The sequence below is a fragment of the Shinella sp. HZN7 genome, assembly GCF_001652565.1.
Classification (GTDB): domain Bacteria; phylum Pseudomonadota; class Alphaproteobacteria; order Rhizobiales; family Rhizobiaceae; genus Shinella; species Shinella granuli.
In genome coordinates, this window is sequence record NZ_CP015736.1 from 903065 (window position 1) to 928692 (window position 25628).

Consider the following 25628-nt stretch of genomic DNA (forward strand, 5'->3'; position numbering starts at 1 on the left):
TATTCGATCTTGCTGACAAGCGTCTCGATCGCGGCGCGCAGGGCCGGCAGGTCGCGCACGACGACAGTCCAGATCATGTCGAGCATGTCCTGGGGACCCGGTCCGACATCCCACGCATCAGAAGATGCGGATCGCCGATTGTTCGATCCGGTCCCTCAGCCGCGGATGCAGGCTGCCGCGCGTCGTGATGTCGACATCACCGCCGAATTCATCCTCCAGCAGCAGCTTGATGCGGGCAAGGTCGACCAGCGAGAAGGCGTTCCCGCTGTCGTGATCGATGAAAAGGTCGAGATCGCTCGATGGGCCGGCCTCGTTCCGTGCCACGGAACCGAAGAGATAGAGCGAGGTCGCACCAAGCGCCCGGACGGCGTCGGCCTGCTGTTTCAGCCTCGTTATGGTTTCGCTCTTCGTCATGCCGGCATTCCAGCGCAGCCGCCGGAGCAACGCCATGCCCGGAAAATTTCCCGTAATCGTTCAAGGGCTTCAGTCTTTGGTAACCATCTTCGGTAACCATAAGCGCCAGTTCAGTTCCGAGTCAGCGTATCAGCGAGTATCCCATGCCATCTGTCCTTTCGCTTGCAGACGTCTCCCGTTCGCCCCGCAAGAGCGGCTGGCTCGACACGATCATCAAGGGGGACTGCGTCGCCGCGCTCGAAGCGCTGCCGGACCAGTCCGTCGACGTCATATTCGCCGATCCGCCCTACAACCTCCAGCTCGGCGGCGCCTTGCATCGTCCGGACCAGAGCCTGGTCGATGCCTGCGACGACGACTGGGACCAGTTCGCCTCCTTCGAGGCCTATGACGCCTTCACCCGTGCCTGGCTGCTCGCCTGCCGCCGCGTGCTGAAGCCGTCGGGGACCATCTGGGTCATCGGCTCCTACCACAACATCTTCCGCGTCGGCGCGACCCTGCAGGATCTCAACTTCTGGATCCTCAACGACATCGTCTGGCGCAAGACGAACCCGATGCCGAACTTCAAGGGGCGCCGCTTCCAGAACGCGCACGAGACGATGATCTGGGCGACGCGCGACCCCAAGGCCAAGGGCTACACCTTCAACTACGACGCCATGAAGGCCGCCAATGACGACGTGCAGATGCGCTCGGACTGGCTGTTCCCGATCTGCAACGGCGGCGAGCGCCTGAAGGATGCCGACGGCAAGAAGGTGCATCCGACGCAGAAGCCGGAAGCGCTGCTCGCCCGCATCCTGATGGCCTCCTCCAGGCCCGGCGACGTGGTGCTCGATCCGTTCTTCGGCTCCGGCACGACCGGCGCGGTGGCCAAGCGCCTCGGCCGCCACTTCGTCGGCATCGAGCGCGAGCAGGTCTATATCGACGCCGCCCGCGAGCGCATCGAGGCGGTCGAGCCGCTCGGCAGCGGAACGCTCTCCGTCATGAGCGGCAAGAAGGCCGAGCCGCGCGTCGCCTTCAACACGCTGATCGAAAGCGGCCTGATCGCCCCCGGCACGGTGTTGACCGATGCCCGCCGCCGCCACAGCGCCATCGTGCGCGCCGACGGCACGCTCGCCTCGGGCAACGATGCCGGCTCCATCCACCGCGTCGGCGCGAGGGTGCAGGGGCTCGATGCCTGCAACGGCTGGACCTTCTGGCACTATGCCGACGGCGCCGAGCTGAAGCCGATCGACGCGCTGCGCGCCGTCGTGCGCGCCGGCATGGCCGGCCTCGAATAGGCCGGCAGACGCGCCACCGTTTCTCCAGCCGCGGCCTCCGGTGTTCCCTGCACCGGGGGCTGTGGCTTTTTGGGGGGCTTTTCGGGGCCGCTCCTCCCGAATTTCCGCCTGTGCGATTCAGGTGATGTTAACCATCAATGGCCTAGTGTGGCCTCGAAAGTACATCAGGCCAAGCAACGGAAATCGTTGCGGAAAGCCGAGGCCGATCAACCGGCCGGGCAGGCCGGATATCGCCTTTCCGGTTTTCGTACCTTCAGTCCCGGAAATGCGAAAACGCCCGGAGCCGCAAGGCTCCGGGCGTTTCGGTTTTCAGCGCCGTTCAGAGCGCGATGCCGTGCGCGGCAAGGTCGGCCTTGAGCTTTTCCGGATCGGTGAACTGCACCGCGTTCCAGCCGGCGAGCCGCGCGCCCTCGACATTGGCCGGGGCGTCGTCGATGAACAGCGTATGGGCCGGCGAGAGGCCGAAATCGCGCGTGTGCTTCTCGTAGATCGCAAGGTCCGGCTTGATGAGGCCGATCTCGCCGGACACCGTCACGCCGCGCGGCATGTCGAGGAAGGGGTAGAGTTTCCGCGCTTCCTTGAAGGTGTCGGCGGCGAAGTTGGTCAGCATGGTCACGTCACGGCCGTCGGCGATCAGCGCCTCCAGGATCGCGACGCTTTCCACATAGGCATGCGAGACCATCTCGTGCCAGTGCTTGCGGAAGGCGCGGATATGTTCGGCGCGGTCGGGATGCGCGTCGATCAGCAGCGCCTCGGCGTCCTCCCAGGCGCGGCCGCGGTCCTGTTCGAGGTTCCAGTCGTGGGTACAGACATTGGTGAAGAACCAGTTGCGCTCGGCATCGTCGGGAATGAGGCGGGCATAGGGAATGTGCGGATCGTAATGGATCAGCACCCTGCCGATGTCGAAGACGATGTGTCGGATGTCGATGCTGTTCATGCTTTCCTCGCTTGTGTCAGGCAGTAGGAATTAGGCAATAGGCAGTCGGGAAAAGCAGAGCAGGCGGACGCCGGCCCGGTCGCTTGTCTTCTCGACTGCCGCTCCTTTTCCTACTGCCTACTGCCTAATTCCTATCGCCTCGAAAACGCATCCGGTATGGCCTGCCTTATCGCCTTCTTCATGACGGTCGGCAGCGCCTCGCCGTCGAGCGTCTCCTTCGCCTGCCACCATCCATCGCCGGCCTGCACATGGCGCGGCACCATGGAGCGGTAGATGGAGAGGCGCAACTCGAAATGCGTGAAGACATGGGTGACGGTGCCGCAGGCCTGCCAGTCGGCGGCAAAGGGCGCGGCGGCAGGGCCGGTCTCGCCGTCGATGCGGGCCGTCCAGCCGCTGCCGGGCACTTCGGTCATGCCGCCGAGAAGGCCGGTTTCCCCGCGCTTGCGTAGGAAGATCGCGCCCGTCTCGTCCTCGGCGACGAAGGCGGCGCCGAGCCGCACGGGCTTCTCCTTCTTCGCGGCCTTGCGCGGATAAAGCTCCGGGTCCTCGCGCCCGAGCACGCGACAGGCGGCATTGAGCGGACAGAGCGCGCAGGCCGGCCGGCGCGGCGTGCAGATCGTCGCGCCGAGGTCCATCATCGCTTGCGCGAAATCGCCCGGCCGGTCCGCCGGCGTCATGGCGGCCACCAGAGCCCGCATCTCGGGCTTTGCCGCGGGCAGGGGCGTCTCGATGGCATGGAGGCGGGAGATGACGCGCTCGACATTGCCGTCCAGCACCGCGCTCCTGCGGTTGAAGGCGATGGCGGCGATCGCTGCGGCGGTATAGTCGCCGATGCCGGGAAGGGCCTTCAGCCCGTCCTCGCTGTCGGGAAACACCCCGCCATGCTCGAAGGCGACGGCTTCGGCGCATTTCTTGAGGTTGCGCGCGCGGGCATAGTAACCGAGGCCCGCCCAGGACTTCATCACGTCCTCCGTCTCGGCCTTCGCAAGGTCCGTGACCGTCGGCCAGCGGCTGGTGAAGAGCGCGAAATAGGCCTTGACCGCCTGCACCGTCGTCTGCTGCAGCATCACCTCGGAGAGCCAGATGCGGTAGGGATCGGGCCTTTCGCCGCGGGCCGCCATCGGCGGGCTCACCCGCCAGGGCAGGTCGCGGTGATGCCGGTCGTACCAGGCAAGAACGAGATCGGCGGGTGCCGCGATGCGGGGCGCTTGGGTCATGACTGGCCTGAACGGGGTCGATGCGACCCTTTGTGCGAAGGTAGTTCCGGACGCAAAACGCTCGCACATTTTTGCTGGAATTGCTCTATAACTGGCGAAGCAGGCGGCGATCTTCAAGTCGGTTTTTTCGCCACAACAGGAATATTTTCCCGATCGGGAGCAGATACGTGAATACCAGCAAGGCGCCCCGGCGCGGCCAGAGGCGCGGCATCGTCCAGATCAGCGAAGTGGCCAACGACCTCATCGATCCGGTGCTGGCCAAGCGCGCCGGCATCAACACCATGCTGCTCGGCTCGTGGGACGAGATCGCGGGGGCGGAATTTGCCGAATGCACGCGGCCGGAGCGCATCACCTGGCCGCGCCGCGCCTCCGAAATGACGGGCGAGGGCGGCGGCCACCAGCCGGGCGTGCTGACGATCGCCTGCGAGGGCGCCCGCGCGCTCTTCCTCAGCCACCAGCAGGGCGAGATCATCCAGCGCATCAACGGCTTCTTCGGCTTTCCGGCCGTGAGCCAGATGAAGATCGTGCAGAAGCCGGTGAGCCCGCATTCCAGCCGCCGCGCCAAGCCGCGCCCGCTGACCGGCGAGGCCGCCCGCCATCTCGACGACCTCGTCGACGGCATCGAGGGCGACGCGCTGAAGGCGGCGCTGAAACGGCTCGGCACGGCGGTGCTCGGCCGGCGCCGATAGGGGGCGGAAAGCTCCGCCCTTAACCATCGAACGGTCACAATTCTTTGAAGTTACTTGCCTTAACGCCGCTTGTTCCCGCCCCAAAGCAGGTATAACGGGGGTGCCCGGAGCAATTCCAGAAAAAGCGCAAGGCAGCTTTTTCTGGAATTGCGTCAATGGACCCGAGAATTCCCATCCCTTCCGACAGGAGAGACCATGTCCCTTTCCGAAATGAGCCTGATGAAGCGCCTTGCGACCGGCGTTGCCGTTGCGGCGCTCGCCGTGACGCTGGCTGCCTGCTCCGACGAGAAGAAGGAGGAGACCGCCAAGGCTCCCGAAACCAGCCAGACGACGACGGGCGAAAGCGCAAGCTCGACGCCGGCCACCTCCTCCGGAACGACGACCACCACGACGACCGAGACCGCCCAGGCACCGGCCGCCGAGGCGAAGTCCGTCGACGTGCCCACCGCCGACGGCGACGTCGACATGGCGGAGGTGATGAAGGAAGGCGCGCTGCCGGAAATGGCGCTCGGCGAGGCGAATGCCCCGGTCACCATCGTCGAATACATGTCGACGACCTGCCCGCATTGCGCCGCCTTCCACAACAACACCTTCGACGCGATCAAGGCCAAGTATGTCGACAGCGGCAAGGTTCGCTTCGTCATGCGCGAGTTCCCGTTCGATCCGCGCGCGGCCGCCGCCTTCATGCTGGCGCGCTGCAAGCCGCAGAACCCGGCCGAGCTTTCCGACGCCTCGCAGTATTTCCCGATGATCTCCATGCTCATGAAGCAGCAGGAAACCTGGGCCGCCGCGCAGGACGGCCGCGAGGCGCTGCTGCAGATGTCGAAACTCGCCGGTTTTACACAGGAGAGCTTCCAGGCCTGCTTGACGAACCAGAAGCTTCTGGATGATGTGAACGCGGTGCGCGAACGCGGCGCCAAGGAGTTCGGCGTCGCGGCGACGCCGACCTTCCTGATCAACGGCAAGCGTTATTCGGGGGACATGTCGGTTGACACCATGTCGGCCCTCATCGACAGCATGCTCTGATCCTTCGACCGGATTTGCGGCGGGCGGCGGCGGAAGCCGTGCGCCCGCTTTTTGCCTTGTGGGCGACAGGGCTGCGCTGCCCCTCATCCCCCTGCCGGGACCTTCCCCCCGCAGGCGGGGAGAAGAAGGAAAACGGCGAGCCCATCGCTCCTCGCCCCGCTTGCAGGGAGAGAATGCCGGCAGGCAGGTGAGGGGCGTCCCGCATTCTGGCGCGCGGATGCCTGCCATCCCCAGGTGTGCCGCATGAAGTTCACAAAACTCCGCCTCCTCGGCTTCAAGTCCTTCGTCGAGCCCACCGAGTTCATCATCGAGCGGGGCCTCACCGGCATCGTCGGGCCGAACGGCTGCGGCAAGTCGAACCTCGTCGAGGCGCTGCGCTGGGTGATGGGGGAGAATTCCTACAAGAACATGCGCGCGTCCGGCATGGACGACGTCATCTTCTCCGGCTCCGGCAACCGCCCGGCGCGCAACACCGCCGAAGTCGGCCTCTATCTCGACAATTCCGACCGCACGGCTCCCGCCGCCTTCAACGATCAGGACGAGATCCAGGTCTCGCGCCGCATCGAACGCGAGAACGGATCGATCTACCGCATCAACGGCAAGGAGGCGCGCGCCAAGGACGTGCAGCTCCTCTTTGCCGACGCCTCCACCGGCGCCCGCTCGCCCTCCATGGTCGGGCAGGGCCGCATCGGCGAACTCATCCAGGCAAAGCCGCAGGCCCGCCGCCAGTTGCTCGAAGAGGCGGCCGGCATTTCGGGCCTCCACTCCCGCCGCCACGAGGCGGAGCTGCGCCTGCGCGCCGCCGAGACCAATCTCGAACGGCTCGACGACGTCACTTCGCAGCTCGAAAGCCAGATCGAGAGCCTGAAGCGCCAATCCCGCCAGGCGAACCGCTTCAAGGCGCTCTCCGCCGATATCCGCCGCCACGAGGCGATGCTGCTGCATATCCGCTGGGCGCAGGCCAAGGAGGCCGAGGCCGAGGCCGAAAGCCAGCTCAACCAGGCGACCTCGCTCGTCGCCGAGCGGGCCAACGCCCAGATGCAGGCCGCCAAGGAACAGGCCGTCGCCAGCCTGAAGTTGCCGGAGCTGCGCGAGAACGAGGCGAAGCTCGCCGCCGTGCTGCAGCGCCTGCAGATCGCCCGCGCGCAACTCGAAGAGGATTCCGCCCGGCTGCTGCGCCGCCGCGACGAACTTACCCGCCGCCTCGCCCAGCTCGCCGAGGACATCTCCCGCGAGGAGCGCATGGTCGCCGACAATGCCGCCGTGCTGGAGCGCCTGACGGCGGAGGAGGAGGAGATCGGCGAGATCCTTGCCGAGGCCGACGAGCGCACCGTCGGCGCGCGCGAGACGATGGACGCGGCGGCGGCGAAACTCTCCGAGAGCGAAACGGCGCTTGCGGCCGTCACCGCCGAGCGCGCCGAAGCGCAGGCCTCGCGCAACCAGCTCGAAAAGGCGATCCGCGACCTTGCCGAACGCCACCTGCGCCTCGGTCAGCAGCATGCCGCCCAGGTCCGCGAGCTTGCGGAGATGGACGTGCGCATCGCCGCGCTGCCCGATCCGGAAGAGCGCCGCGCCGCCGTTTTGTCCGCCGAGGAGGCGCTGGAGGCGGCCGGCGAGATGCTTGTCGCCGTCGAGGAGGCGCTGGAGGAGGCCCGCTTTGCCGAATCCGCCCTGCGCGGCCCGGTCGATACCGCCCGCGCCCGCCTTGCCGGCATCGAGACCGAAGCCCGCACCATCCGGCGCATGCTGGAGGCCGGCAGCACGGGCGGTTCCTTCGCGCCCGTCGTGGAGGACGTCGATGTCGACCGCGGCTATGAGACGGCGCTCGGCGCGGCGCTCGGCGACGATCTCGATTCGCCGGCCGACAGTTCCGCCCCCGTGCACTGGCGCCTGTCCGGCGATGCATCCGGCGACGCGCCCCTGCCGCAGGGCATCACGGCGCTGATCGACCATGTCCGCGCGCCTGCCGTGCTCGCCCGCCGCCTCGCGCAGATCGGCATTGCCGGCAGCGTAGGGGAGGGGCTGTCCCTGCTGCCGCAGCTCAAGGCCGGCCAGCGGCTCGTCACCCGCGAGGGCGCGGTCTTCCGTTGGGACGGCCACGTCACCGGTGCCGATGCGCCGAGCGCCGCCGCGCTCCGCCTCGAACAGAAGAACCGCCTCGCCGAACTCGAAGCCGAGCTGGAGGAGGCCCGCGCGGCGCTCGGTGATGCGGAAGCCGACCTTGCCCGCGCCGGCGACACCATCCGTGCGCAGACACAGCGCCAGCAGCAGGCACGCGAAGCACAGCGCGCCGCCACCCGGACCCTTGCGGAGGCGCGCGAAGGGCTGGAAGCGGCAGAACGGGCCGCCGGCGATCTCATCCGCCGCCGGGCCGTGCTCTCCGAAACCGGGGCGCAGATCGAGACGCAGGTGGAGGAGGCCGCCGTCTCGCTGGAGGATGCCCGCGCCGCGCTGGAAGAGGCGCCTGATCTTGCCGATCTCGACCTCAGCCTTCGCGCCCACACGATGGATGTCGCGACCGACCGCGCGACGCTGGCCGAGGCGCGCGCCGCCCATGACGGCCTTGCCCGCGAAATGGCCGACCGCCGCCGCCGTCTGATGGCGATCTCTGCCGAGCGCGAGACGTGGCGGAGCCGCGCCGCCAATGCCGAGAATCACATCGCCACCCTGCGCGAGCGCCAAGCCGAAGCGCAGGAGGAAATGGAGGAACTGGCCGAGGCGCCGGACGAGATCGAGGACAGGCGCCGCGAACTCCTGACCGGCCTCAGCAATGCGGAAGCCGCCCGCCGCGAGGCGGCCGATGCCCTGCAGGAGGCGGAGAACCGCCAGCGCGAGGCCGATCACGCTGCCGCGACCGCGCTGTCGCAGCTCGCCGAATCGCGCGAAACCCGGGGGCGTGCGGAAGAACGCCTCGTCTCGGCCCGCGAGCGCCGCATCGAGGGCGAGGCGCGCATCCGCGAGGCGCTGAACTGCGCGCCGCACGAGGCGCTGCGGCTGACCGGCCACCCTGCGGACAGGCCGCTGCCCGATCCGCGCGAGCGCGAACGCGAGCTCGACCGGCTGAAGATGGAGCGCGAACGGCTCGGCGCCGTGAACCTGCGCGCCGAGGAGGAGCAGCGGGAGCTGACGGAAAAGCGCGACGCGCTCGTCGCCGAGCGCGAGGATATCATCGAGGCGGTCCGCAAGCTGCGCTCGGCGATCCAGAGCCTCAACCGCGAGGGCCGCGAGCGGCTGCTCGCCGCCTTCGACGTGGTCAACGTGCAGTTCCAGCGCCTGTTCACCCACCTTTTCGGCGGCGGCACGGCGGAACTTCAACTGATCGAGAGCGACGATCCGCTCGATGCGGGGCTCGAAATCCTCGCCCGCCCGCCGGGCAAGAAGCCGCAGACCATGACGCTGCTGTCCGGCGGCGAGCAGGCGCTGACGGCGATGGCCCTCATCTTCGCCGTCTTCCTCACCAATCCGGCGCCGATCTGCGTGCTCGACGAAGTCGATGCCCCGCTCGACGACCACAATGTCGAGCGCTACTGCAACCTGATGGACGAGATGGCGGCCTCCACCGAGACCCGCTTCGTCATCATCACCCACAACCCCATCACCATGGCCCGCATGAACCGCCTCTTCGGCGTCACCATGGCCGAACAGGGCGTCTCCCAGCTCGTCTCCGTCGACCTGCAGACGGCCGAGCAACTGCGCGAGGCGTCTTAACCGTTCCTCTTGGACGGTAGCGTAGCGGAACAAATCCCCCTCTCGCGCATTGAACAGCGCCTGCCGTTCCCGCAGGCATTCTTCGCAATTGGGGATCAAACGTGAGCAGAGACGCACTTTACATGATCATCGGCGCCCTCGTCGTCGTGGTGGCCGGGTTTTCCTATTATGCCTGGCAGGAGGAGAAGAAGCCTGACGGCGTCGAGATCCGTCTTGACCAGCAGGGGCTTTCCATCGAGGGGAATTGAAGCCGTTCGTTCCGCCGCAATTCCAGACGCAAAACCGCTTCGCGCTTTCGCTGGAATTGCTCAAGGCCGTGTTCCCGCAAGGGCCACGGCTTTTATTTGGCTCTCGTAATGTTGCAGTGCCGTCGCAAAATTGATGCATTGCAGCACAAAACCCGTCATGCCGCGTTTTCAACAAGATGCAGTTCATGTAGATTGCGAGGACGCATATGGGGAGGCGTGCATGGAGAAGTGGGTCTATACCTTTGGGGGAGGCCGTGCCGAAGGCAGCGCGGGCGATCGCAACTTGCTGGGCGGCAAGGGCGCGAACCTTGCCGAAATGTGCAATCTCGGCCTGCCGGTGCCGCCCGGGCTTACCATCGTCACCTCCGCCTGCAACCACTATTACGACAACGGCCGCCGGCTGCCGGACGACCTGAAGGATCAGGTCCGCGCCGCGCTCCGCCAGATGGAGGCGATCACCGGCCGCCTCTTCGGCGACATGGCGAAGCCGCTCCTGCTCTCCGTGCGCTCCGGCGCGCGCGCCTCCATGCCCGGCATGATGGACACGGTCCTCAATCTCGGCCTCAACGACCGCACGGTCGAGGCGCTCGGCCATGATGCGGGCGATGCGCGTTTCGCCTGGGACAGCTACCGCCGCTTCATCCAGATGTATGGCGACGTCGTCATGGGGCTCGACCACGAGGTGTTCGAGGAGATCCTGGAGGACGAGAAGGGCCGGCTCGGGCACGAGCAGGATACCGAGCTCTCCGCCGTCGAATGGCAGCACGTCATCGCCCGCTACAAGGAGACGATCAGGGAGGAACTGGGCGAGGAATTCCCGCAGGATCCGGAAGTCCAGCTCTGGGGCGCGATCGGCGCCGTCTTCGCGAGCTGGATGAATGCCCGCGCGGTGACCTATCGCACGCTGCACAACATCCCCGCCGTCTGGGGCACGGCCGTCAACGTCCAGGCCATGGTCTTCGGCAATCTCGGCAATTCGTCCGCCACGGGCGTCGCCTTCACGCGCAATCCCTCGACGGGCGAGAACAAGCTCTACGGCGAGTTCCTCGTCAATGCGCAGGGCGAGGATGTCGTCGCCGGCATCCGCACGCCGCAGAACATCACCGAGGAAGCGCGCATCGCGTCGGGCTCCGACCGGCCGTCGCTGGAAAAGCTGATGCCGGAAGCCTTCGCCGAGTTCCGCGGCATCTGCGACCGGCTGGAACGGCACTACCGCGACATGCAGGACCTCGAATTCACCATCGAGCGCGGCAAGCTCTGGATGCTGCAGACCCGCTCGGGCAAGCGCACCGCCAAGGCGGCGCTGAAGATCGCCGTCGACATGGCGACGGAAGGGCTGATCAGCGAGGGCGAGGCCGTCGCGCGCATCGATCCCGCCTCGCTCGACCAGCTCCTGCACCCGACGATCGATCCGCGCGCGCGCCGCGACGTCATCGGCTCCGGCCTGCCGGCCTCGCCGGGCGCGGCGACGGGCGCGATCGTCTTCACCTCGGAAGACGCCGTGCAGGCGCAGGAGGAGGGGCGCAAGGTCATCCTCGTGCGCATCGAGACCAGTCCGGAAGACATCCACGGCATGCACGCCGCCGAGGGCATCCTGACCACCCGCGGCGGCATGACCAGCCATGCGGCCGTCGTCGCCCGCGGCATGGGCACGCCTTGCGTTTCCGGCGCGGGCACGCTGCGCGTTGATTTGCGCAACGAACTCCTCATCGCCCATGGCGTGACGCTGAAGAAGGGCGACGTCATCACCATCGACGGCTCCTCCGGCCAGGTGCTGAAGGGCGAGATCCCCATGCTCCAGCCGGAACTGTCGGGCGATTTCGGCCGCATCATGGAATGGGCGGACCGCACGCGGCGCATGAAGGTGCGCACCAATGCCGAGACGCCGGCGGACGCGCGCGCCGCGCGCTCCTTCGGCGCGGAAGGCATCGGCCTCTGCCGCACCGAGCACATGTTCTTCGAAGGCAGCCGCATCAATGTGATGCGCGAGATGATTCTCGCGGAAGATGAAGCCGGCCGCCGCGCCTCGCTGGCAAAGCTCCTGCCGATGCAGCGCTCGGATTTCGCCGAGCTCTTCGAGATCATGCACGGCCTGCCGGTGACGATCCGCCTTCTCGATCCGCCGCTGCACGAATTCCTGCCGAAGAGCGACGAGGAGATCGCCGAGGTGGCCGCCGCCCTTGCCATCGAGGAGGCGGCGCTGCGACGACGCGTCGATACGCTGCACGAATTCAACCCCATGCTCGGCCATCGCGGCTGCCGCCTCGCCATCTCCTATCCGGAGATCGCCGAAATGCAGGCCCGCGCCATCTTCGAGGCCGCAGCCGAGGCAGCGAAGACGACGGGTGCGGCCGTCGAGCCCGAGATCATGGTGCCGCTGGTCGGCTTGAAGGCGGAGCTGGACTATGTGAAGGCCCGCATCGAGGCCGTCGCCAAGGCGGTGATCGCCGAAACCGGCGTTGCCATCAACTATCTCGTCGGCACGATGATCGAGCTGCCGCGCGCGGCGTTGCGCGCCCATGTCATTGCCGAATCGGCCGAGTTCTTCTCCTTCGGCACCAACGACCTGACGCAGACGACCTTCGGCATTTCTCGCGACGACGCCTCGGCGTTCCTGTCGACCTATATCCAGAAGGGCATCATCGAGCAGGATCCGTTCGTCCAGCTCGATTTCGACGGGGTGGGGGAACTCATCCGCATCGCCGCCGAGCGTGGCCGGCGCACCCGCAACGACCTGAAGCTCGGCATCTGCGGCGAACATGGCGGCGATCCGGCCTCGATCCATTTCTGCGAGGAGGCAGGTCTCGACTACGTCTCCTGCTCGCCCTTCCGCGTGCCGATCGCCCGGCTCGCGGCAGCGCAGGCGGCGTTCAACGGCAAGGCCTGAGGCCTCCTGATTCTATTCCGGCAGGAGTGCGGAGCGGAAATGCCCTAGCGCCGCCGGACCGGCACATAGACATAGGTCGGCCGGTCCCACATCGGCGATTGCAGGCGTGCCGCGCGGAAATCGGCGCGCCGGTCGAGGTCGATGCGCTGCAGGCATTCGGCGAACGCGTCCGTCCCCGCGCGAAAACCGTAGGACCGGCATCTGGCCTCGTCATTGGCGCGCACCTCGGCGGCCGTCTGGCAGCCGGCGAGGAAGAGGGTGGTGGCGGCAAGGGCGGCGAAACGAACGAGCATCTTCGACATGCGGGCTCCGGCGAACTGTTGCGCGCCATGAATAGGCCCGGCGGCGCGCCGCGGCAAGACCTCATCAGATGCGTTGCAGCACGTCCACGAACGCGTCGGCGAAACGCTTGAGGTCCTTCATCGTCTCGTCGGGTGTTTCCACGCGGATGGCCGCGCCCTCGGCGTCGAGCAGCGCGAAGACCACGGCCAGCGCACCCTCCTCGCCCTGCGGCACGCGCAGCGCCGCGATACGCCGGCAATCCTCGGCAAGGCCCGAGGCGGGCAGGTCGAAGAGGAAATCGCCGCCGACCTGGTCGGCAGCCATGCGCACGGCATCGGCAAAGCCCGCCTCGTCGCCGGAAAAGCCGTCGAGCGAGAGTTCGAGTTCCAGAAGCTCCAGGGGGAGGGCGGGTTCGCCCGCGGGCGTGGCGATAGCGGTGTCGGCGGCCGTCTGCGTCGGCAACATCATCTTGCTCCTTGGTCTACCCCCGTTCGTAAACCGTCGTTAACGAGCGTGGCGAATTTGCGGCACACAAGGATTTTTGCGCGATGGGAACGCCCTGTCCCCAGCCAGAACGCCGCATCCGCGCTGTTGGAAACGGCGGCGTTGAGGTTTTCGTAAAACCTGAGGCCCCTCCCGCAATGTCTTAAAACGATTCCGGTTTCGGCAAATTTGCAGTAGGAAAAGGGCGCGGCATCAAGCGCCGCGGACGCATCCGGTGAGGCCATGGCAATCACGATCCAGTACGAACGGCCCGTTTCCCATGCGGCGCACTGGGCGCGGCGCATGGCGCTGTTCTCCTGCCTGCTGTTCGTCGCCGCCGTGCTGTCGCACCGCTTCGGCCCGCTGACCACGCCGCATTTCCTGGCGCTGGCCGGCTTTGCCGCGGTCGTGGCGGGGGTGGCCGTGCTGCTGGCGGCCATCGGCCTTGCGCGGCTCTGGCATGTCGGGGCGCGCGGCGGAAAGGCGGCGCTGACGGCGCTGCTGCTCTGCCTGCTGCCGCTCGGCTTCACCGGCGCTGCGGCCTATGCCTATTTCTACAAGCCGGCGCTCTATGACGTGACGACGGATACGGCCGCTGCCCCGCCCTGGCTTGCCGAGCCCGCCGCCGCGCAGGACTGGCTGCCGCGCATCGGGCCGGTCGGGGCGCGTGACCGCGCCGTGCAGCTTGCGGCCTATCCCGGCCTTTCGGGCCGGCGCTACGACGGCGCGCTCGACCGCGTCTACCAGGGCGTGCGCAAGGTCGCCGCCGCCTATGGCATCGCCATCACCGCCGAGGACGGGCTCGACAACATCCTCGCCGACCTCGAGGACCTCGTCGTCGATCCGGCCAGGGTGGCGCAAAGCCAGGAAGCGCTGGGCGACGTGCCGATCCCCGAGGCGCGCCCGCTCGAGACGCCGCTCATTCCCCGCATCGGCGGCCCGGGCGACGTGCTGCTGCAGGGCGAATGGCGCTCGCCGCTCTTCGGTTTCCGCTTCGACGTGGTCATCCGCCTGCGCGAGGAGGCGGAGACGACGCTCGTCGACATGCGTGCCGCGTCGCGCTACGGGCCGCACGATCTCGGCTTCGGGGCGGCGCTGGTCGAAGGCTACCTGAAGGCGCTCGATGCGGAACTGCTGGGCATTGCCGGCGATTGACGTTTTCGGCGTTTTCGCGCGTCGAGGGCTCAAAGACCGGGCGCGGGGAAGTAGAGCCCCTTCAGCGCGGGTGGGCCCTCGGTCACCACCTCGCCGCGCGCGACGAGGTCTTCCAGATGCGCCAGCACCGAAAGCGCCGCCGCGCCATGCAGGCGCGGGTCCGTCTCGCGGTAGATGACCTTCACCATGTCGGCGATCAGCCGGTCGCCGGCGCGCACGCGTTCGCGCACCGCCCGTTCGCGCATGCGCCGGTGGGTCCTGAGGCCGCGCAGGAATGCCGCCGGCTCGGTGACCGGCCCGCCATGGCCGGGCAGGTAGAGCCGGTCATCGCGCTCCAGAAGCCGGTCGAGCGAGGCCATGTAGTCCGCCATGGCGCCATCGGGCGGGGCGACGATGGTCGTCGCCCAGGCCATGACGTGGTCGGCGGAAAAGACGATGCCCTCCGGCCCGTCGAGCGCGAAGGCGGCGTGGTTGGCGGTGTGGCCGGGGGTGAGCAGCGCCGTCAGCGCCCAGCCGTCGCCCGCCACGCTCTCGCCGTGGCCGAGCGCGATATCGGGCACGAAGTCCACGTCCGAGCTTTCCGCGAAAGGATTGCTTTCGCCGGCATGCAGCGGCCGCGCCGCCCGGTGCGGCCCCTCCGCGACGATGATCGCGCCCGTCTCCGCCTTCAGCCGGCGGGCGAGCGGCGAGTGGTCGCGGTGGGTGTGGCTGACGGCGATATGGGTCACCTCGCGCCCGGCGAGCGCCCGCATCAGCGCCGCGAAATGCGCCTCGTCCTGCGGGCCGGGGTCGATCACCGCCACCGAACGGTCGCCGACGATATAGCTGTTCGTGCCGTGGAAGGTGAAAGGCCCCGGATTGTTGACGGTGATGCGCTGCACGCGCGGGGCCACCGGCACGGCCTCGCCATGGGCGGGCTTGAATTCGAGGTTGAACTGCGGGGCTTCCCGTCCGGCGTCGCTCACGGTCGTCACTTGTATTCGATCTCGATGAAGCTCATCGGCGTGTCGCCGCCATTGACGACATTGTGCGCCACGCCCGCCTCGCGCCGGTAGACCGCGCCCGCCTTGGTGTGCACCCGCCGCTCGCCGGTCTCCTCCTCGATCAGGAAGTCGCAGTCGGTCATCGGCACGACCACATAGCCGAGCCCGTGCACATGATGGCCCGTATCGGCGCCCGGCTCGAAATCCCACCGCGTGACGCGCACGACGGCATCGTCGAGAAGGACGGTGGGCACGGCCGGCGGGCGGGCGCGGAACTGGGGCATGGCGGCTCCTCGTGTGAAGGGGCAGGGCGGGCAACCGGCCTGCCGGATGCCCGCCGAAAGGACGATCGTTCGGCCGGACCCTATCGCCGCAACGCGCCCCTGCCAAGCGCCATCAGGGGATCGCATGCATTCGGGAACGGTGCGGGCCGGAGAATAATCACCGCCAAACGGAACTTAAGCATTGTCCACGCCGCCCGCCTTTGCTATCAGGCTCCCGCCGTGTTGGGGCGTCGCCAAGCGGTAAGGCACCGGTTTTTGGTACCGGCATTCCCAGGTTCGAATCCTGGCGCCCCAGCCACGGCCCTTCCCCCGTGAAAACAAGCGCTTTGCAAGGACTGGTGACGGTCAAGCCGCTCGTCGTGCCGTTTGTCCATGTCCGCGGTGCGGATTTCATTGAAATGAAGAGCAACGCCTCTATTTTGATCTTGCCGAGTCAGAGCCGGTAGAGATCAACAGGGAGTAAGACATGGGTATCTTCAGTTCCATCAAGGAAAAGCTTTTCGGCAAGGCAGAGGAAAAGCCGGCGGAAACGATCACGGCCGAAGCCGTCAAGCCGGCAACGGCGGATGTCTCCGCCACGCCGACCGTCAGCAATGAAGCGGTGGCGACGTCGACCGCAAGCCAGCCCGTCGCCGCCACGCCGGGCCAGCCGGTGGATGTCGCCGCGATCCTCGACGCGGCCGTCGCCAAGAATGGCCAGAAGCTCGACTGGCGCCATTCCATCGTCGACATGATGAAGGCCCTCGGCATGGATGCCAGCCTCAAGGAGCGCAAGGAACTGGCCGACGAGCTCGGCTATACCGGCGACAAGAACGATTCCGCCAGCATGAACATCTGGCTGCACAAGGCCCTGCTGAAGGCTCTCGCCGACAACGGCGGCAAGGTTCCCGCCGACCTGCTGGACTGAACGAAAACGCAAGCCCGCCGGTGCGTGCCGGCGGGCTTCTGAAGGATGCCGCGCCGTCCTCGCCAAACAGAGCCTTTGGCCTGCTCTAACGAAGCTTGCCCAGCGGGATCAGCTCCGTCGCGCCCGGCCGCCAGTCGTTGCCTTCCCAGTCCCCGAACCAGCGCTCCACGCGTAGGCCCGCTTCGGCGATCAGCGTCTCGAGTTCCGCCTTGTCCGGAAAGGCGATGCGGGAGGCGGCGGAGAGGCGTTTGCCGGTGGTGCGGATCTCGTAGTGGGTGCCGTAGGTGACGATGCCGGTGGCGGGATCATGGGCGACGTCGTTCCAGGCGGCGACGGGGCCGAAGCGGGGATGATCGACGAGGCGCATCGATGCCTCCGGCCCCCATTCCTCCCATTCCCGGCAGGCGGGGTTACGGCTGTCGAAGATGAAGCGGCCGCCGGGCGCAAGATGCGCGGCGATGGTGGCAAGGGCGGCGGCGCGGTCTTCCCGGCTCAGGAACACCTGGAAGGCGTGGCCGGTGAGCAAGACGAGGTCGAAGCGGCGGCCGAGCCGCAGCGTGCGGGCGTCGCCCTCGATGAAATCGACGATATCCGCGCCGGGCTTGCCGCGCGCAATGGCGAGCATGGCCGGCGCCGGATCGACGCCGACCACCGTGCAGCCGCCGGAAAGCGCCACGGCAAGCGCGCCCGTGCCGCAGCCGAGGTCGAGCACGCTTGCCGCCTCTTCGGCCAGTGCCTTGCAGAAGGCGAAATCCGGCGAGCGCTCCCAGCCGTTCTCCAGGTCGTAGAAATCGGCCAGCTCCGGGTCATGATAGAGGCGGTCTTCGTCCATGGTGTCCTCCATGAAAAAGGCCGCGTCTTCGCGCGGCCTTGGAGAGGGTCGGTCGGGCCGCTGCTTACGACGCCGCGTCGAGAACCTTCTCGCAATGGGTCGGCCCGCCCTTCGGGTCGACGCGGTCGCCGACGGCGCGAATGGTGTTGATCCGGTAGCTCTCGCTCACCGTGAGCTCCACGGTGCAGGACTTGCCCTTCACGAAGCCGCCGCGCCATTTGTAGAGCGTCGTGCCGCCCGCGCCGGCCGTGTCGGAAATCGGCGGGCCGTAGGCCGCGAAGAAGCTGCCGGCGGTCTTGCCGTTCCAGCGGGCCTGCAGCGGATTGGACGCGACGACGGCGGTGGTGCATCCGGCGAGGGCAAGCGCAACGCCTGCCAGAATTGCAATGCGGGAATTCATGGGTGCCATTTCCTTGGGACTTCGGTGCGGCCGTGATTGTGAGCCTCGCACCGCCATAGCGCAGCGCGCCGAAAAGGGGAATCGCCGCCATGCGAACTTTGCCGTCGTCCCCAGCGAAGACGCGTCAAACGTGCGGATTTGCAACAGTTAGCGTTGCGGCCGGCCGGCGCACGGGAAGGGGCCGGCCGCTTTTGCGCCGGACCCTCCCCATCGCGCCTCACAACAGGAAATCACCCTTGTCGAGATTGCTGAGGTTGAACCTCTTGAGGATCAGGAGGTCGTTGCCGCCCAGTTCGATATGCACGTCGCTGCCGACCTGTTCGGCCTTGGCGAGCACCTTGCTGACGGAGGAGAAATTGTAGGAACGCAGGTCGATGTCGTCGACATTGTTCGTGAAGTCGGTGATCGTGTCGCGGCCGTAGCCCTTCTTGAAGATGAAGACGTCGGAGCCCTTGCCGCCGGTCAGCATGTCGTTGCCCGTCCCGCCGTTGAGCTTGTCATTGCCCGCCGCGCCTCTGAGTATGTCGTTGCCGCCATTGCCGATCAGGTGGTTCTTGCCCTGGTTGCCGAGGATCGTGTCGTTGCCCGAGCCGCCCTTGGCATTCTCGATGAGCGAGCGCAGGTCGCCGTTGAAGAGCAGCGCGTTGAAGATGTTGCCGCGGGCATAGCCGTCGTTCGGCCCGCCGCCGAGGAAGGCGAGCTGGGTCTTGCTGAACATCGAATAGGCGCCGGGCCGCAGATCGATCTCGATGCCCGTCTTGTAGGCGCTGAGATCGTAGGTGTCATTGCCGCCGCCGTCCCAGACGGTGGCGAAGATGCGGTTGCCGCCGGCATCGATGGCGAGCTTGCCGTTGACGAAGGTGTCGCCCGTGCCCGGCTTCCACTTGTAGACGGTCGATCCCTTGTTCGTCGAATAATCCGCGCCATACATGTACTGGAGCGCATAGATGTCGGCCATCATGAAGGTCTGCGGCGCGCCGAACTCCTCGTATTTGTAGCCCGCGGCATTGTCGCCGACGAAGGAGTTGTACGTCATGACCGAATATTCGGGACTGTTCCATTCGCTCTGGATGGCGCCGAACGTATTGCTTTCATGGGCGTGCTTCAGGCCGAGCGCATGGCCGAGCTCGTGGATGAGGGTGTGCCAGGCGTAGTTGCCGGCTTTCGGCACACGGTAGTCGTTGATCGTGCCGGCGTTTTCCGTGCTGAACCAGATGTCGCCGCCCGTTGGACTGGTGGACGGATAGTAGGCGTGGGCGGTGGGCCTTGCGTCGTCGGACTGGGCGAAGCGCAATGTCGCGGTGCCGGGCGAGCCGGCGGCGAAGTTCAGGTTGGTGAAACCCTCGACGGAAAAGCCGTCATTCGCGCTGCCGCCGAAGCTCTTCTCCATGGCGAAAAGCGCGGCGTTCTTCTGTAGGGCCGAGACGGAGCCGAAATTGTTGTTCGGCTCGCCGAAATAGGAGTAACTGCCCGTCGACGTGGGAAAGGCATAGGTGACGCCCGTGCCGCCCCAGGCAAAGCCGCTGAGGACGGAATCGATGAATTGCGATCCCGTCGCCGTGACCGTCTTGGTGATCTTACCCGTACCCGTCATTGCTGCCCCCCTTCGAACAGAGTTCGCGCCGTGTTGTCGGCGAGCGAGGACTTTCCCGTCCGGTCGCCGCGATGCCGATTCGGACAGGGCCTCGCCATGAATCGATGGCATCTTACGGGGGCATGACGTTCCTGCAAGAAACCTTATTCACGCACGGAAGAACAAATTTGGTCGCATTTGTTCTTTTCGCGGCCGTCTTGCCGGCGCGCCGGCGGGAGAGGGCTTCATGGAGGCCGGTCGAGACTGTGCCCTTCGACGGTCAATGCGAGCGTGACGTGATCCGTGGAGGTTCCGACCGGTCGGGACCGGCCCATGGGAAAGGGATTGTCAGGCCGATGCCGTCAATGCGTCGTCGGCACGTCGTCGTCTTCGAGGAACGACCGGATGCCGTCGCGCGCCACGGTCGCGAGGAACTCGTCGAAGGCCTCCCGGTCCGTGGCGAAGGGCTCGTCCCATTCGAAGAGCTCTTCCTTCTCCGTGACGACCTCCAGCTTCCAGTCCCCTTGCGTTCCCGCCGGGCGGAAGATGTCGACAAGCACCGTGACGCCGTCCTCGCTATATTCGCCGGACAGTTCGGAATGCTCGAGCTTGGGTTTCTTGGCCATGGTCTTCCTCGACAGCGAATGCAGGCGGCGTTCGCAAGGCCAGACCGTTATCCTATCTCCGTGAAAATCGCAAAGCCGCACGTCGGCCGCAAGGCCTCAAAGGCGAGCAGCCGCGGCGTCCTAGACGACACGTCTAAAGTCGCTTGGGGACATTCCCTGCAGTTCACGGAACGTGCGGCTGAAATTGGCGACGCTGTTGAAGCCGGTTCCCGACGCGATCTCGGCGATGGACACGTTCGGCTGCGACAGCATCTCCCGTGCCCTATCAATCTTGCGTCCCGTCACGAAGCGGTGAGGCGGCATTCCGAATGTCGCCTTGAAGCAGCGGCTAAAATGATAGCGGCTGAGACCGACGACGGATGCGAGGTCGTCCAGCCCGAAATCGGCGCTCAGATTGTCCTCTATGAAATCCTGCACGATGCGCTGTTGGGCCGCGGTGAGAGTGCCGGGCCGCGGTTGTTGCTTTTCGAGCACGCTCTGGAAGCGGAACATTTCGAGCGCGGCAACGAGCCCGAGCGTTTCGGCATAGAGCGTCGAGGTCGAAAAATCCGCCCCGGACATCGCGCCCTCGAGCTTTTTCATCGTCGAGAGCAAATCCGGTTCATTGAAGTAGATATGCGGCTGCAGCGTAGAGGCTGCGCCTTCGATTTGCAGTTCCTGTTCGAGCACGGCCGGATCGAAATACACCACGGTGAACGTGTTCTGACGCGGCACGGGCTTGGCCCATCCGCGCAGCCCGCACGCCGCAGGAACAAAAGTCATCTTGTTTCGCAAGTCGCCGCCGGGTGTCGGGGGAACGTCATCCACGAACATTTCACCATCTGCCAGAACGAGGTCGTGCAATGCGAGATAGTGTGTCGATCCATTCCAGTTGAATTCATATTCGGCCGGCAGTCGCAAGCGCGAGAATTCCACCTGCACCCCACGCCATTGCGAGGAGCGGTTGATGACGGGTTCGGCCTCGGGTTGGCGAAATTCGAGCTCAAGCGAATCGGCGTGCGGCATGGTCCATCTTGACGGTTGTTTCCGAAATGGAAGCGTAGGCGTCCTCGCTTGCCCGAAGCTCGTCCTGGCTTTTGCCAAACGCGGCCATAGCGCAAAAACTGCACATAAACGGCAAGAACTTTAAACTGAAAGTAGGATTTTTCAGAGTTCGTAAACCTTTCGATGCCATAAATGGTAGTACCGAACGAGGGGGATCTCCTCGCTGACATGATGTCGGGTTCGGCGCATCCGATCCGCTCTTCACGCACGGCGACCAAGGCCAGGACTGAACGTGCCCCGTGCACTTCGGTCTCCGGCAGTGCCTGCCCTTCTCTCAGGACCCTCTCGATGACAAACGTCATCCACCTCTCGACGCTCGCTGAAAACCAGGCTTCCCTTTTCCCGCCCGCGCAGGCGGTGGCGCCGCCGCCGACCCTGGATCAGCTTCTGGAAACGCGTGACCTGCTTGCGGAAGGCATGCGCAGCCTCTGCCATATACAGATGCTGCTCGAGGGGCTGATCACGACGACGATCGCATCGGACGAGCAACCGGCTCTCCCGGATGCGCGTCTTCCGGCCGGACCGGAGCGGCTTTAGCCCGTCGGCCCCCATCCCCTTTCCTTTCCGCCTTTTTAAATGAGGCCACCAATGACGCATGCATCGCAGAAACAGCTCGCCGAGAGGCTCGACTTCGTTGGCCTCAACGGCCGGCAGCGGCAAACCCTCGCGGACATTTCACCCGTCATCGTCGCCTCGCTCGATGCGGGTCTCGACGCTTTCTACAGCAAGGCGCGGGTCCATCCGGAAACAGCGCGCTTTTTTGCGAACGAGGCGCATCTGCAGCATGCCAAGAGCCGCCAGGCGGAGCACTGGAAGTCGATCGCATCGGCGAAGTTCGACGCCCAGTACGTCGATGCCGTCTCGGCGGTCGGGCGCACGCATGCCCGTTTGGGCCTGGAGCCGCGCTGGTATATCGGCGGTTACGCGCTGCTTGTCGAAAGCATCGTGCGCGCCGTGATCGACGAGGCGCTGGGGGGCTTGCTGCACCGTCACAAGAGCAAGGCTCTCGGCGACCAGGTTGCCTGTGTCATCAAGGCGGCGCTGGTCGACATGGACTATGCGATTTCCATCTATCTCGAAGTTCTCGACAAGCAGCGGACCGAGGCCGAAGGGCAGCAGCAGGCTCTGCGGGATCAGCAGGAGGTGGCCTTGGCCGCGCTCGACCGGGTTCTCAAAAGCCTGGCGAGCGGGGACCTTACGGCGTCCCTGCGCGAAGAGATGACGGCGGAGTTCAGCTCGCTGAAGGACAACTACAATGCGTCGATAGAATCCGTGGGCCGGACTTTGAGCGACATCAACGCGGCTGCTGATGCGGTCGCCTTGCAGGCGCGCGAGATTTCCGGCGCGGCCGACAACATGGCGCGGCGTACCGAAACGCAGGCCTCCGCCCTGGAAGAGGCCGCTGCCGCGCTGGAGGAGATCACGACGATCGCGCGAGAGGCGGAGAACAGGACCAGCGACGTCCAGCGTATCGTCGAGGTCTCTGCGGTCGAGGCATCGCGCTCCGGGACCATCGTCGATGAGGCCATGAAAGCCATGGGCGAGATCGAAGGCTCCTCCAAGCGCATGTCGCAGATCATCGGCGTGATCGACGAGATCGCATTCCAGACCAATCTGCTCGCCCTCAATGCCGGTGTCGAGGCCGCGCGCGCCGGCGAGCAGGGCAAGGGGTTCGCTGTCGTGGCCCAGGAGGTCCGCGAACTTGCCCAGCGGTCGGCATCCGCCGCCAAGGAGATCAAGGACCTCATCGGGAGGTCTTCCGCCGAGGTGAGCAAGGGGGTCGTGCTCGTCAACGATACCGGCAAAGCGTTGCGCAGCATCGGCGCCCAGGTTCAGGCTATCCACGACCACATGGCATCGATCGCAAACTCCGCGCGCGAACAGGCTGCCGGCATCGCGGAAATCAATGCGACGGTCGGCAACATGGACCTGATCACGCAGCAGAATGCGGCCATGGTGGAGGAAACGTCCGCCGCCACTCAAAGGCTGTCTTCCGAGTCCGTCACGCTTCTCGGCCTGGTGCGAGCATTCAAGATTGCGAACCGGGCACCGGGGCCGAGCGGCGGCGCGGCCAGCCCGTCCCTTTCCAGGGCCGACGCGACGCGGATTGCCGCAAGATAGAAACGAGCCGGATGCGACATAGTGGGCAATGGTCTTAAAATGGACGATCTGTCGTCAATCAGGAAAGCGGTCGACACTCTCATCAATGACCTACTCGCCTTGGGCTGCGAGGTCGTTGCCGTCGGGCGAGGCTACTGCATTACCGCGCCGGAAGGCCGGGAAGCGACGGTGAAGGTTTTGCTGGACGGCTTTGGGCCGCGCGACCATCTCCTCGACATGTTCAACGAGGCGTTGCGATGTCGAGGTCTCGTCATCGAGATCTGAAGCGGCGGGCTCGCCGCCGCTTTACCCGGGATATTGGATCCGCGCTAAGTCTCTTTACCCACTGCGCAAATCTTGTTTGCACAGTCTCCTCTCCTGCCATATTTGGGTGGTTATGTTAACGTTTACGTAACATTCACACTCCAATTTTGACTGGAATCAAGAGAGAAGAGAGCTTGCATGTCGATCAGCGCGCTTTCCATGGTGGCGCCCAACGCCCTGGACGAATTTTGTGACCTGCAGTCCGTACCCGTGCACCGCCATTTCGGGCGCAACGAGATCGTGGACCGGTTCCGCCGGGCCGTTCCGTTCGACTACATCATCATCAGTGGTCTGGATGTCGAGGGTTACCGCTTCGGGAAGGGGCATTCGATCGACACGGATTTGCCCCCCGCTTTCATGGAAAGCTATGCCGCGGACGCTTTGTCAAAATCGGATCCCTTCGTCATCGCCGCGAAGACCTCCCGCACGATGATCGCGGAGAAGGATGTCTATGCAGTTTCGCCGCCCCCGGCGCGCCTTGCCTATCTCGCCGATCTGTTCGGCATCCACAACCGCACGCTCTTTCCCATCAAGCGCAGCGGCGTCGTTTATGGCGCGGTCTGCTTCACCCGCAATGACGCCTTCGAGGCCGATGAACTTGCTTTCCTGGAGGTCATCGCCGAGCCGATCCACACGGTCGTGACGCGGCCGCTGATGGAGCGTTTCGCAGCGCAGCAGCTTCGCCTGTCCAAGGGAGAGATAGCGTGCCTCGCCCACGCCAGCGTCGGTCTGACGAGCGAGGAGATCGCGTCCGTCACCGAATACCAGGTCGACACGGTGAACACCTACATCAAGGCGGCCGTGAAGAAGCTCGGCGCCGCCAATCGCTCGCAGGCCGTCGCCGAGGCGATCCGCCGACGCCTGATCGACTGATCAGACCTCGATCAGGCGCCCCCTCCGGCGCAGCACGGCATTGAACCTGGCGATGAGATGATGGCGGGGCCCGAAGCCTTCCAGGAGGGTCCTGACGGCATTGCCTGTCACGTCGTCCTCCGGTTCGTTGATGCAATAGCCTTGCCCCACGGCCCATATGTCGCAACCTGCTGCCAGCAGGCCGTCAACCAACGCGTTGATCCGGGCATCGACCTCGGCGTTGTCAGTCACGGGATGGTCGTCACAGAGCGTCATTTTGTCTTGTCTTGTGGAAAGCAGACGGCTTCACTTTTCGTTTCAGCCCTTGCGTTGCTGCCGCTCGGCCACGAACTCCCCTTGGGGTGTGTGGCGTGTTTCGCGGGCATCTGAAAAATAAGATGTGAATCCTAATAAGCCGTTAAAAACGCAATTCGGCTTTAGTCTAAGGCCGCTTCTGACGCATTGTCTGCTCAATCGATGAGCATACGCCTCAGCGCCTCGGCAATGGCCTGAGGCCGGTTGATCGCACCGAGTTTGCGCGCGGCCAACTGGAAATAGGTGTTGATGGTGTTCTTCTGCAGGCCCGTCGCCTCCGCGATCTCATCGGTCGTGAGGCCGGTGCTCGCAAGGCGAAGGCACTCGACCTCGCCATGGCTGAGCTTCAGGTGTTCCGCCGCAAACCGGTCCATGATCGGTTTGGTGAACGCGCGATGGAGAGGCTGGGCGATCATTTGAAGATAGCTCCGCTCCTCCTCGGTGAAGGGCTGCTGGCGGGTAAAGCCGACCGCTGCATAGACGTGGTTGCCGCGCTTGAGCAGGAAGTAGGTCCGGTTTCGGATGTTGTGGCTTTCGAGCACATAGGACAGCCGCTCGCTGATCGGATGGCGAACATAGACGTCCGCCTCGACGAGCACGCTTTCCGAGGCGCTTATCCCGATGACGAAGGGATCGTTGCGATAGAGTTCCTCCTCGTAATAGGTGGACACGAAGGAGGGCGGCAGGTCGCTGTCGATCGACTTGCAGCTCGCATGATCGAACCGCGCGATATCCAGCCCGCTGATGACCACATTGTCGAACGGCACGGCGGCGCGGGTTCGGTCCACCAGCGGATGGCTGCGGAAATGGCGGTGTTTGGGCCAGGAGGACAGATCTGGGAACTGGTTTGGATCGAGCGCGGAATTCGTGGTCGAAATATGCATGTGCCCCTTTTGCGTGTCCTGTTTGCGGAGGCGAGAACCGCACCGATCGCACGGAAGTGGTAACATAGGGCGTCGGACGTCGCATTCAAATCTGCGCGATCTGCGACAATGGCCCACGCGTTGCGATCTATTTCAGTAAAATCGCATATTGCGTCGAATTGAGCCAACGCTTTTCAGATTTCGT

At 65.5% G+C, this 25628-nt stretch carries 26 protein-coding genes and 1 tRNA gene; 13 read left to right on the plus strand and 14 right to left on the minus strand.

The window, feature by feature from the left end; translation table 11 throughout:
• Nucleotides 1-117: 117 nt before the first annotated feature.
• Complete coding sequence (locus shn_RS04375) at nt 118-414, minus strand: nucleotidyltransferase family protein (RefSeq protein ID WP_064332431.1); 297 nt, start codon at nt 412-414, stop codon at nt 118-120.
• A gap of 143 nt (nt 415-557) precedes the next feature.
• Here shn_RS04375 and shn_RS04380 point away from each other — a divergent pair, with 143 nt between their 5' ends.
• Nucleotides 558-1688, plus strand: a complete 1131-nt coding sequence (locus tag shn_RS04380) for a site-specific DNA-methyltransferase (RefSeq protein ID WP_064329322.1) — start codon at nt 558-560, stop codon at nt 1686-1688.
• A 319-nt stretch (nt 1689-2007) separates the two neighbouring features.
• Here the strand turns inward: shn_RS04380 and shn_RS04385 are convergent, their stop codons facing one another.
• Nucleotides 2008-2625 carry an HAD family phosphatase gene (locus shn_RS04385; RefSeq protein WP_064329323.1) on the minus strand — a complete coding sequence of 206 codons (618 nt, stop codon included), beginning with the start codon at nt 2623-2625 and terminating at the stop codon, nt 2008-2010.
• Nucleotides 2626-2756: 131 nt separating this feature from the next.
• A complete protein-coding gene (mutY, locus tag shn_RS04390; RefSeq protein ID WP_064329324.1) occupies nt 2757-3842 on the minus strand; it encodes an A/G-specific adenine glycosylase in 1086 nt (361 codons plus the stop codon).
• Nucleotides 3843-4009: 167 nt separating this feature from the next.
• On the opposite strand from mutY, the gene shn_RS04395 reads away from it, so the two are divergent.
• The 5 genes from shn_RS04395 to ppdK all read left to right on the plus strand — a co-directional run bounded on the left by shn_RS04395 (nt 4010) and on the right by ppdK (nt 12400).
• Nucleotides 4010-4531, plus strand: a complete 522-nt coding sequence (locus shn_RS04395) for a DUF721 domain-containing protein (RefSeq protein WP_133034415.1) — start codon at nt 4010-4012, stop codon at nt 4529-4531.
• A gap of 195 nt (nt 4532-4726) precedes the next feature.
• On the plus strand, nt 4727-5557 hold the full coding sequence (locus tag shn_RS04400) for a DsbA family protein (RefSeq protein ID WP_064329325.1): 831 nt from the start codon (nt 4727-4729) through the stop codon (nt 5555-5557).
• Between the two features lie 243 nt (nt 5558-5800).
• Nucleotides 5801-9265 (plus strand): chromosome segregation protein SMC, encoded by a 3465-nt coding sequence (gene smc / locus shn_RS04405; RefSeq protein ID WP_064329326.1) that lies wholly within the window; start codon nt 5801-5803, stop codon nt 9263-9265.
• A gap of 101 nt (nt 9266-9366) precedes the next feature.
• Nucleotides 9367-9513, plus strand: a complete 147-nt coding sequence (locus shn_RS36300) for a hypothetical protein (protein ID WP_162853048.1) — start codon at nt 9367-9369, stop codon at nt 9511-9513.
• Nucleotides 9514-9733: 220 nt separating this feature from the next.
• A complete protein-coding gene (gene ppdK, locus shn_RS04410; protein WP_064329327.1) occupies nt 9734-12400 on the plus strand; it encodes a pyruvate, phosphate dikinase in 2667 nt (888 codons plus the stop codon).
• Between the two features lie 44 nt (nt 12401-12444).
• Here ppdK and shn_RS04415 read toward each other — a convergent pair whose 3' ends face one another.
• Both shn_RS04415 and shn_RS04420 read right to left on the minus strand, forming a co-directional pair.
• On the minus strand, nt 12445-12702 hold the full coding sequence (locus tag shn_RS04415; RefSeq protein WP_064329328.1) for a hypothetical protein: 258 nt from the start codon (nt 12700-12702) through the stop codon (nt 12445-12447).
• Between the two features lie 64 nt (nt 12703-12766).
• Nucleotides 12767-13150 (minus strand): hypothetical protein, encoded by a 384-nt coding sequence (locus tag shn_RS04420; RefSeq protein WP_145925866.1) that lies wholly within the window; start codon nt 13148-13150, stop codon nt 12767-12769.
• Between the two features lie 264 nt (nt 13151-13414).
• On the opposite strand from shn_RS04420, the gene shn_RS04425 reads away from it, so the two are divergent.
• Nucleotides 13415-14320: a DUF1499 domain-containing protein gene (locus shn_RS04425; protein WP_064332433.1), complete on the plus strand. Its 906-nt coding sequence runs from the start codon at nt 13415-13417 to the stop codon at nt 14318-14320.
• 29 nt (nt 14321-14349) lie between these two features.
• On the opposite strand, the gene shn_RS04430 is transcribed toward shn_RS04425, so the two are convergent.
• Together shn_RS04430 and shn_RS04435 are read right to left on the minus strand one after the other, a co-directional pair.
• The gene (locus shn_RS04430) at nt 14350-15285 is read right to left on the minus strand and encodes an MBL fold metallo-hydrolase (RefSeq protein ID WP_064332434.1); all 936 of its coding nucleotides are present in this window, start codon (nt 15283-15285) and stop codon (nt 14350-14352) included.
• 5 nt (nt 15286-15290) lie between these two features.
• Entirely contained in the window at nt 15291-15587 is a 297-nt protein-coding gene (locus tag shn_RS04435) for a cupin domain-containing protein (protein WP_064329330.1), read from the minus strand.
• 223 nt (nt 15588-15810) lie between these two features.
• Between shn_RS04435 and shn_RS04440 the strand changes: the two genes are divergently transcribed.
• Nucleotides 15811-15885: transfer RNA gene (locus tag shn_RS04440), tRNA-Gln, on the plus strand.
• A 168-nt stretch (nt 15886-16053) separates the two neighbouring features.
• Nucleotides 16054-16494, plus strand: coding sequence for a DUF3597 domain-containing protein (locus shn_RS04445; RefSeq protein ID WP_064329331.1), 441 nt, complete (start codon nt 16054-16056; stop codon nt 16492-16494).
• An 85-nt stretch (nt 16495-16579) separates the two neighbouring features.
• Here the strand turns inward: shn_RS04445 and shn_RS04450 are convergent, their stop codons facing one another.
• From shn_RS04450 to shn_RS04470, 5 genes are all read right to left on the minus strand, one after another.
• Nucleotides 16580-17326: a trans-aconitate 2-methyltransferase gene (locus shn_RS04450; protein ID WP_064332435.1), complete on the minus strand. Its 747-nt coding sequence runs from the start codon at nt 17324-17326 to the stop codon at nt 16580-16582.
• 64 nt (nt 17327-17390) lie between these two features.
• The gene (locus shn_RS04455; RefSeq protein WP_064329332.1) at nt 17391-17726 is read right to left on the minus strand and encodes a hypothetical protein; all 336 of its coding nucleotides are present in this window, start codon (nt 17724-17726) and stop codon (nt 17391-17393) included.
• Nucleotides 17727-17943: 217 nt separating this feature from the next.
• Nucleotides 17944-19320: a M10 family metallopeptidase gene (locus tag shn_RS04460; RefSeq protein ID WP_064329333.1), complete on the minus strand. Its 1377-nt coding sequence runs from the start codon at nt 19318-19320 to the stop codon at nt 17944-17946.
• A 341-nt stretch (nt 19321-19661) separates the two neighbouring features.
• A complete protein-coding gene (locus tag shn_RS04465) occupies nt 19662-19925 on the minus strand; it encodes a hypothetical protein (protein WP_064329334.1) in 264 nt (87 codons plus the stop codon).
• A gap of 120 nt (nt 19926-20045) precedes the next feature.
• On the minus strand, nt 20046-20930 hold the full coding sequence (locus tag shn_RS04470) for a helix-turn-helix domain-containing protein (protein ID WP_064329335.1): 885 nt from the start codon (nt 20928-20930) through the stop codon (nt 20046-20048).
• Nucleotides 20931-21257: 327 nt separating this feature from the next.
• On the opposite strand from shn_RS04470, the gene shn_RS04475 reads away from it, so the two are divergent.
• From shn_RS04475 to shn_RS04490, 4 genes are all read left to right on the plus strand, one after another.
• Entirely contained in the window at nt 21258-21506 is a 249-nt protein-coding gene (locus shn_RS04475; RefSeq protein WP_064329336.1) for a hypothetical protein, read from the plus strand.
• Between the two features lie 51 nt (nt 21507-21557).
• Entirely contained in the window at nt 21558-23090 is a 1533-nt protein-coding gene (locus shn_RS04480) for a globin-coupled sensor protein (RefSeq protein ID WP_064329337.1), read from the plus strand.
• Nucleotides 23091-23129: 39 nt separating this feature from the next.
• Nucleotides 23130-23354 carry a hypothetical protein gene (locus tag shn_RS04485; RefSeq protein ID WP_064329338.1) on the plus strand — a complete coding sequence of 75 codons (225 nt, stop codon included), beginning with the start codon at nt 23130-23132 and terminating at the stop codon, nt 23352-23354.
• A gap of 177 nt (nt 23355-23531) precedes the next feature.
• Nucleotides 23532-24266 carry an autoinducer binding domain-containing protein gene (locus shn_RS04490; protein ID WP_064329339.1) on the plus strand — a complete coding sequence of 245 codons (735 nt, stop codon included), beginning with the start codon at nt 23532-23534 and terminating at the stop codon, nt 24264-24266.
• Here shn_RS04490 and shn_RS04495 read toward each other — a convergent pair whose 3' ends face one another.
• Together shn_RS04495 and shn_RS04500 are read right to left on the minus strand one after the other, a co-directional pair.
• On the minus strand, nt 24267-24521 hold the full coding sequence (locus tag shn_RS04495) for a hypothetical protein (protein WP_064329340.1): 255 nt from the start codon (nt 24519-24521) through the stop codon (nt 24267-24269).
• A gap of 194 nt (nt 24522-24715) precedes the next feature.
• Nucleotides 24716-25444 (minus strand): response regulator transcription factor, encoded by a 729-nt coding sequence (locus shn_RS04500; RefSeq protein ID WP_064329341.1) that lies wholly within the window; start codon nt 25442-25444, stop codon nt 24716-24718.
• Between the last annotated feature and the right edge of the window lie 184 nt (nt 25445-25628).

Bases quoted from the DNA above. Each gene is read 5' to 3' on its own strand.
- shn_RS04460 (WP_064329333.1), bottom strand. From the start codon at position 19,320: ATGACGGGTACGGGTAAGATCACCAAGACGGTCACGGCGACGGGATCG.
- shn_RS04470 (WP_064329335.1), bottom strand. From the start codon at position 20,930: ATGCCGCACGCCGATTCGCTTGAGCTCGAATTTCGCCAACCCGAGGCC.
- shn_RS04485 (WP_064329338.1), top strand. From the start codon at position 23,130: ATGGACGATCTGTCGTCAATCAGGAAAGCGGTCGACACTCTCATCAAT.
- shn_RS04475 (WP_064329336.1), top strand. From the start codon at position 21,258: ATGACAAACGTCATCCACCTCTCGACGCTCGCTGAAAACCAGGCTTCC.
- shn_RS04400 (WP_064329325.1), top strand. From the start codon at position 4,727: ATGTCCCTTTCCGAAATGAGCCTGATGAAGCGCCTTGCGACCGGCGTT.
- shn_RS04465 (WP_064329334.1), bottom strand. From the start codon at position 19,925: ATGGCCAAGAAACCCAAGCTCGAGCATTCCGAACTGTCCGGCGAATAT.
- shn_RS04455 (WP_064329332.1), bottom strand. From the start codon at position 17,726: ATGAATTCCCGCATTGCAATTCTGGCAGGCGTTGCGCTTGCCCTCGCC.
- shn_RS04435 (WP_064329330.1), bottom strand. From the start codon at position 15,587: ATGCCCCAGTTCCGCGCCCGCCCGCCGGCCGTGCCCACCGTCCTTCTC.
- shn_RS04495 (WP_064329340.1), bottom strand. From the start codon at position 24,521: ATGACGCTCTGTGACGACCATCCCGTGACTGACAACGCCGAGGTCGAT.
- shn_RS04500 (WP_064329341.1), bottom strand. From the start codon at position 25,444: ATGCATATTTCGACCACGAATTCCGCGCTCGATCCAAACCAGTTCCCA.
- shn_RS04480 (WP_064329337.1), top strand. From the start codon at position 21,558: ATGACGCATGCATCGCAGAAACAGCTCGCCGAGAGGCTCGACTTCGTT.
- shn_RS04385 (WP_064329323.1), bottom strand. From the start codon at position 2,625: ATGAACAGCATCGACATCCGACACATCGTCTTCGACATCGGCAGGGTG.
- shn_RS04490 (WP_064329339.1), top strand. From the start codon at position 23,532: ATGTCGATCAGCGCGCTTTCCATGGTGGCGCCCAACGCCCTGGACGAA.
- ppdK (WP_064329327.1), top strand. From the start codon at position 9,734: ATGGAGAAGTGGGTCTATACCTTTGGGGGAGGCCGTGCCGAAGGCAGC.
- shn_RS04445 (WP_064329331.1), top strand. From the start codon at position 16,054: ATGGGTATCTTCAGTTCCATCAAGGAAAAGCTTTTCGGCAAGGCAGAG.
- shn_RS04450 (WP_064332435.1), bottom strand. From the start codon at position 17,326: ATGGACGAAGACCGCCTCTATCATGACCCGGAGCTGGCCGATTTCTAC.
- shn_RS04375 (WP_064332431.1), bottom strand. From the start codon at position 414: ATGACGAAGAGCGAAACCATAACGAGGCTGAAACAGCAGGCCGACGCC.
- shn_RS04415 (WP_064329328.1), bottom strand. From the start codon at position 12,702: ATGTCGAAGATGCTCGTTCGTTTCGCCGCCCTTGCCGCCACCACCCTC.
- shn_RS04420 (WP_145925866.1), bottom strand. From the start codon at position 13,150: ATGATGTTGCCGACGCAGACGGCCGCCGACACCGCTATCGCCACGCCC.
- shn_RS04380 (WP_064329322.1), top strand. From the start codon at position 558: ATGCCATCTGTCCTTTCGCTTGCAGACGTCTCCCGTTCGCCCCGCAAG.
- smc (WP_064329326.1), top strand. From the start codon at position 5,801: ATGAAGTTCACAAAACTCCGCCTCCTCGGCTTCAAGTCCTTCGTCGAG.
- mutY (WP_064329324.1), bottom strand. From the start codon at position 3,842: ATGACCCAAGCGCCCCGCATCGCGGCACCCGCCGATCTCGTTCTTGCC.